Annotated in this window: 6 protein-coding genes; 1 reads left to right on the top strand and 5 read right to left on the bottom strand. The window is 36.9% G+C overall.

What is annotated here, in order from left to right:
* Positions 1-167: 167 nt before the first annotated feature.
* The 5 genes from RT405_RS05605 to RT405_RS05585 all read right to left on the bottom strand — a co-directional run bounded on the left by RT405_RS05605 (position 168) and on the right by RT405_RS05585 (position 6,105).
* The gene (locus RT405_RS05605; RefSeq protein WP_313468282.1) at positions 168-695 is read right to left on the bottom strand and encodes a signal peptidase I; all 528 of its coding nucleotides are present in this window, start codon (positions 693-695) and stop codon (positions 168-170) included.
* A 63-nt stretch (positions 696-758) separates the two neighbouring features.
* On the bottom strand, positions 759-1,886 hold the full coding sequence (locus RT405_RS05600) for a carbohydrate kinase (protein WP_313468280.1): 1,128 nt from the start codon (positions 1,884-1,886) through the stop codon (positions 759-761).
* 155 nt (positions 1,887-2,041) lie between these two features.
* A complete protein-coding gene (locus RT405_RS05595) occupies positions 2,042-2,710 on the bottom strand; it encodes a P-II family nitrogen regulator (RefSeq protein ID WP_313468278.1) in 669 nt (222 codons plus the stop codon).
* A 1-nt stretch (position 2,711) separates the two neighbouring features.
* A complete protein-coding gene (locus RT405_RS05590) occupies positions 2,712-4,193 on the bottom strand; it encodes a DUF1538 domain-containing protein (RefSeq protein WP_313468277.1) in 1,482 nt (493 codons plus the stop codon).
* Positions 4,194-4,854: 661 nt separating this feature from the next.
* Positions 4,855-6,105 carry a mechanosensitive ion channel gene (locus RT405_RS05585; protein ID WP_313468275.1) on the bottom strand — a complete coding sequence of 417 codons (1,251 nt, stop codon included), beginning with the start codon at positions 6,103-6,105 and terminating at the stop codon, positions 4,855-4,857.
* 321 nt (positions 6,106-6,426) lie between these two features.
* On the opposite strand from RT405_RS05585, the gene RT405_RS05580 reads away from it, so the two are divergent.
* Positions 6,427-6,987 (top strand): MATE family efflux transporter (locus RT405_RS05580; RefSeq protein ID WP_313468274.1); only part of this gene is annotated, 561 nt, incomplete at its 3' end.

Below are 6,987 nucleotides of genomic sequence, written 5' to 3'. Positions count from 1 at the left end.
TTTTTATTTTGTTAAATTATCCGTAAATTGTCGAAATTTTGTTAGGCTATTTAAGAAAATAAAAAACAGATTTTGGATAAACATTCAAAATCTGTTTTTTAAAGACTATTTTATTGTATAAAACTTTTTTAATTTTTTAATCTGAAGGCGACACATTTTAGACACATTCAACTTATTTGTTTTTGACTGCTGCCTTTATTTTTCTTGTTTTCCTTAATGATTGGATAATAATACTCAATCATTAAATAGAGCCCAATCAACGCTGCTAATGCAGCAACAGCATATGGTTTTTGTAAGAAAATGACCAGATGCCCAAAATAAGGGATAATCAATTTGACTGTTCCAATATAACTCTTTTGGGTAATGGCTCCTTGGTCCTCAATCGTATTGGCATCCCCTTTTGTGTTCAGCCCTTCTGCTGATTTTCGAACAACCCGATGTGTTACGATTTCATCATTTGACGAAAAAGTAATCAAATCATTTTCTTTTACTGCTTGATAAGGTTTCATTTCTACAAAAATAAAATCACCTGGAGATAATACAGGCTCCATACTGCCGCTCACAACGGTGTAATTCTTATAACCGAATAAACCGTTTGCTTCCGGTGCTGAAAAGAAACTGACAGCTGCTATCCCTACAAAGAGCAGGACAACCAGCGTTGCAACGCTATTAAGAATTTTTTTTATTGTTTTCACATCTATTCCTCCGCAAGCTAAAAAAGTCGCTCATTCAATTTCTTTTTGACTAAAAATGTTTTATCACATTTGGTAGTGTTTAATGGCTCGAGAAAATAACCGGACATCTTCTTCTAGTTGCATGGTTGATAAATTAGGGCGGATAAGCTGAACGGTTCTGGCAGTATAATAGGCGTTGGCTAATCCTGCTAATAATCCTTCAAAAAAAGGCTTGTCTTGCGTATGCGCATACACCATGCCAGCACAATACGCTTCATTTACACCCCAATGGTAACGTTCTTCAAAGTTCTTCTGGTCTTCATAATAATAAATTTTCTTTTTATCGGTAACAACGATTGCTGCGGAGTCATGTTTATTGATGACCACATTTTTCATCCCAAACTCGAGCCATCTTAAGGCTGCTTGTTCTAATTCTGCTTGGCTGTTCACTGGAGTATTAAAAAATTCTGCTGTTTCATCGTGTTTAGTGATCAGTAAATCTACACCTTTTAAACAAGTTGGTATATTTTCCATTTTAGGAATGGAGACAGTGATAAGCATCAATGGAATTTGATGCTTTATTTTAAAAGCAATTAGAAATTCAAGTGTTTCTTTTGGCAGATTTAAATCAGCTACCAGATACTCGGCCTGCTTTAAAACAGAAAGGTGTCGAGTCAGCCATTCTGGAGTCATTGAATGATAAATATCCATGTCCGCCAACCCAAGAACCATCTCTCCTTGAACGCTCACTACTTCCATAAACGTTCCCGTCGTCCCATTTTCCACAACATCAACTTGCGAAATATCCATAAAATGTTCTGATTCTGCTTTGATTTGCTGCCAACACGCATCATTGCCGACAATAGAAAGCAACGTTGTTTCTATATCGAGCCGTCCAAGGTTTTCAGCAATACTGCGTGCACAGCCACCGACAGATGAACGTTCTTTGACATCATTTGTCGAATGAGGGACTAATTTTTCTTCCAATAAATAACGACGATCAATATTGGCCGCTCCAATACACACCACAGGCTTTTTCTCATTGAGTACATAAGCTTTCCCTAATAAATGTTCCTTTTTAACCAATCCTGAAATAAGATTAGCAGTGGCTGAACGAGACAAGCTGATTTCATCGGCTAATTTTTGTTGACTGATAAAAGGGTCTCTGCGAATGGCAGCTAGAATTTTCTTTTCTTTTTCATTCAAACTCACTTCGTTGCATCCCTTTCTTTATATACATAATTTCTTAAAGACAATTTGATTCAATTATTTTAGTATAGTTTTTGAAACGCTTTCTGTCAAATAGTGATTAAATAAAAAATGGTTCGGCTACTCAGTGCAGCGAACCATTTCTCGTGTAAAATGAATTAAAATAAGCCTTTAGTATTATTAACGTCTAATGTAAACAGTACACCATTGCCAGGTTTTTCAATTTCTATAGCATTGCTAATAGAAGCTACAATCGCATCTGTTGTATGGGTTTCAGACAAAATCATCACAATTTCCTTTTCAGGCTCAATGTCCATTGAAAATAATTTGCTAGTTTCATGACTGCCGGATCCTCTTCCAGTAATCACTGTTCCACCTTGTGAACCAGCTGCAACAGCAGCATCGATCACTTGTTCAGCTTGACCATGATCCACAATCGTAAATATTGCTTGGTGCATAACATTATCAACCTTTCTACTGCTTGCATTTTGTGAATAAACACAATTTCTATTTCCTAGAAGATTCACAATTGGAATAGTAAATGCAATACCATGATTGCGTTTTTCCAGTTTAAGTTTTTTGGATAAATCTTCCAGTGTATATTCTGCAACTTCTTTTTTAGCTGCTAAAATCACGATTTCTTTACGAATATCGTCCAAGCCCAACATTCTTAAGGCATTGTTATTAACCGTGCCGAATCCATAAAGAACGGTTCCGCCTGATACACCATCTTGTTTGCCCAACTTCAAGACTTTGCTTCCCATTCCATCGTTTACAATAAAACAAAGTATGTCATAATTGATTCCTGCAATAACGTTTGTTTCCATGCTATTGAAGCCCGCCCTTTCTAGATTTCAGTTTAAAAATCAATCCTAGAAGCTGCAATGTAATGATCGGCATCATAGCCACCATTGCAATCATTCCGAATCCATCCATCAATACGTCTGCTCCTTCAATGGCTTCTGCTGCTCCTTGTACAAAGGCTAAGATAAATGTCGCTGTCATTGGACCTGATGCTACTCCACCTGCATCAAAGGCCATTCCGACAAACATTTTAGGAACAATGTACATTAATCCGATAGCTATAATATAGCCCGGTAAAAGCATATGCCACAGTAACAATCCTGGTAATAAAATACGGACCATGGACAATAGGACCGCTAGCCCGACACCAAGAGATAAAGCCAATAAAATAACTTTTCGTTTAACATATCCGTGTGTTACTTCTTCGATTTGGTGAGTTAAAACATATACAGCTGGTTCAGCTAAGATCGTCACTAATCCTAACACAAAAGCGACTAAGAGTACATAGAATCGATTATCCAGTGAAGCTATGGTATATCCGACTACATTTCCTACTTCCATAAACCCAGCGTTGACACCGGTCAAGAATAAAACCAATCCAACAAAAACATATAAAACTCCTTTTAGGATTTTATTTAATCGTTTTTTGGAAAGCTTTAACGATAAAAAATTGTAAATCAGAAAAATTGCCAAGATTGGAAAGAGGGCTATAAATATTTCACCTGAAATAGTCGGCAATTGAGCAAGAAACGGCTGAATAATAGCCGATGAGCCGCCTGGATCCACCTCTAAACTACCGGACATTTCATTTTGCCCGCCGAAAATATTCATTAACATCACGGCAATAATCGCTCCTGACGAAGCAATGGCAACTAAACCGAAACTATCTTCTTCCGACGTTTTGCCGACTTTCTTTAATGAGGCTATCCCCAATGCCAGAGCCAGCATAAAGGGAACCGTTAACGCCCCAGTTGTTGCACCTGACGCATCAAATGCCAAAGATAAAAATTCATTAGATGTGAATAGAGCTAAAACAAAAATGAGAAGATAAATACCCGTTAACAACTTATATAAGGGGATATTATATACAATGCGAAGTAAACCAATTGTTACCATCACAGCAATTCCAATGGAAACAAAAATTAAAATACTGGTGTTTGTAATGACTCCATTCGTTACTGTTGCAATTTGGTTCGCTAAAATATGCAAGTCCGGTTCAGCGATTGAAATGAAAAAACCAAGGGCTAAACCAGCAATGATAACGATCCAGACTTTATTACTCTTGGCGACACCTTTTCCCATTTGAGTTCCTATTGGTGTAATGCCAATATCGGTACCCAATAAAAAGATAGCCAATCCTACAATAATAAATAAAGCGCCTACTAAAAATCTCAATAACAGACTTGTTTCTAAAGGTGCAATAGTGAAGTGCAAAATAAATACGATTGCCACAATCGGCAAAACAGATAACGAAACTTCTTTAAATTTTTCTGTCAGTATATTCAAATAAAAAACAATTCCTTTCTATATTAGTATTCTGTAAAATCAAGCCGCCCTCCTAATTATTTTAGTTAAAACAACCTTGTTCATCTTTCCTGATACTAAAAAGCATCAGGTTACGTCCTTTTTCTTCCTAATTATACTTTACCATATAAATAGGTTATTGAATTGTCTAAAGACATTTACTTACTAAAAATTTATTTTTTATCGTCCAATGGTAAAATGGTTCTTGATAGAGAAGTCATCGCCCAAAAAACCTCAACTTGTCTATTTTGCTTCATCAAAAAATAAAGCTGGCTTTCCCAAATGGAAAACCAGCTTTATTCTTATAAATAGTTTAAAATAGGTAAAACAAAGCAACTACTTTGTTTTCTTTATTCCAAGTTTTGAATTGAAACTCCTATGCGGAATTCCATATCTTATTCTTAGTTGAGTTGCGTGACCCAGACACTTTGTAATTTAGATGATTTTCAGCAATGCGCGGGATGCTCTTGCTTGCAAATCCCTAAAATTACTGTGTGTCTATCAGGGTCGCTCCGCATCCTGTTAGTTGAGCTGCGCGCTCTAGCTCTTCGGAAAATAGATAAAATTGTCCTCAAGGCTTGTAGCCTTTTGCGGGAATTTTTCTAATTTTCTGTCTGAGCTAGGCGAGAGCGCTCCGCATCCTTTATTTTGTTTTTTCTTCTTTTTCCATTTTGGTTTCTAAACGTTCTAATTGGCGTTTAGCAAATTCGCGTCCGCCGATCCCAAATGAGATAGCAAAAGCTACAGATAATCCACCAAGAATGAGCAAGAAAGCAAAGTTTACAATGCTTGTTGCAAATTTCAATTGGTCTAATCCCATAAAGACAGACATCACGATCAGAATATATTTGACAATATTACCAGACATTTGGCTTCCAGTTGTTTGAGAGATAAAGTTTCCTAATATTGTTCCTCCAATGATACCAATGCCTAGAATGAGCAATGCGCTGATAACCAATGGCAAGTAGGCAATGACAGCTTGACCAATTGTATTCAATACTTCTAAGTTTAAGACATTTAAAGCTTCTACAACAAAGAAGACGATTAAAACAGCTTGGATGACTTGTCCAATAACATTTGCCAAGTCTATTGAAGAAGAAACTTTTCCTGGTGTTCTAAGGTATTTATTTAATTTATTGATACCTGTACCTTGTAGTAAACCAGTAATCAGGTCCCCAACAAATTTTGCTAAAATAACACCGACACCGATTAAGATAACAGCCACGATAATATTTGGTATAGCGGCTAGTACTTGATTTAGGACCATAATAATCGGTTCAGCGATACTGCGGATTTGCAGGGTTTCAAGTGCTACTGTAATAACAGGAACTAAAATAATGATATAAACCACATTTGCCAATACTTTAGCAATGGTCATCTTTTGATTTTGAGAGGGTGCTGCTTCTTCAGTTGCTGCATCTGAGCTCGTCATTTTAGAGATCCATTTGTCAATATTGACAGTGATCAATAAATTATAGACTAAGTTTTTAACAAATCGGCCAACGAAGATACCAATCGCCAAGATAACGGCTGCTGCAAATAATTTCGGTAAGAAGGTTAAAACAGAATTAAGCATATTCGTAATTGGCGTAGAGATAGCATTTAGTCCCAGCATGCCTAGAATTCCTGGTAAGAAAATCAACCAGACCAAGTAGTAAAGGACTTTTCCAATCGAATCGATGGTGCTGTTGGCTTGTTCATCTGAATTGGTTAACCCCCATTTCGTTAGAAGTCGGCCAAATCCTGCTGCTTTTAGTCCTTTTTGCGCTGCTTTACGGACTAGAACAGCTATGAGCCAAGCTACAACTAACAGTGCAATGGCACCTAGCAGTGTCGGTAAGAATCCCATGAATGAATTGAATCCTGTACTGACTGAATTTGAAAAATCGTTCATGAACAACATCTCCTTCATTTATATTTTTTAATTCTTTACACTGCTTAGTATAGCCTAAGTTCGGATTTACTTAAAATGATAAGCCTTTCTTTTGAAAAATTATTAAAATTCCTAGTTTTTTTAAAACTGGATTTGATTTTAGCGAAAGCAGTGTTCGCTTTTATCTAAGAAACGCAGAACAAGCCCGCCCTACTCTATAAAAAAACAGCTTAGTACAGTTGACTTGCCTTAAACGGATTGCTATGGTAATGATTGAAAGCCTTGTTTAACTACCATCCCCAGCTATTATTCAGTTAATTAAATTCAGAAAGAAGGTAACTTATGCCGAGTAACAACCGATTAGAAACAGAAAAAATTTCAACTTTATTGCTAGAGTTCTCCCTCCCTGCCATCATCGGAATGTTTGTCAATGCCGTCTACAATATTGTTGACCGAATCTTTATTGGGAATGCTCCTGATCTAGGTTCGTTGGGATTAGCTGCAGCTTCCATTACCTATCCAGTTACCTTAGTGATGATCGCTTTTGGTTTGATGGTCGGCGTTGGAGGCGCGACCCGCTTTTCGATTAGTCTTGGTCGGAAAGAAACAGAAAAAGCCCAACATTATTTGGGCAATGGAGTTGCATTAGCGATTATCGCAGGGCTGACGTTTACGGTTCTAGGAAATATCTTTATTGAACCGATTTTAAGAAATATTGGGGCTAGTGAAGCCGTCCTGCCTTATGCGACTGACTACTTGAGTATTATTTTATATGGAGCTGTTTTTCAATGTTTAGCCATGTGTATGAATAACTTTTCCAGAGCTGATGGAAATCCTCGTATTTCGATGATCAGTATGATGATTGGAGCAGGTTTCAATATTATTTTTGATTACATTCTAATC

This window comes from Carnobacterium sp., from assembly GCF_032094055.1.
Lineage (GTDB): Bacteria > Bacillota > Bacilli > Lactobacillales > Carnobacteriaceae > Carnobacterium_A.
Note: the sequence above shows the minus strand (reverse complement) of the source record. Positions and strands in the feature narration are given on the sequence as shown.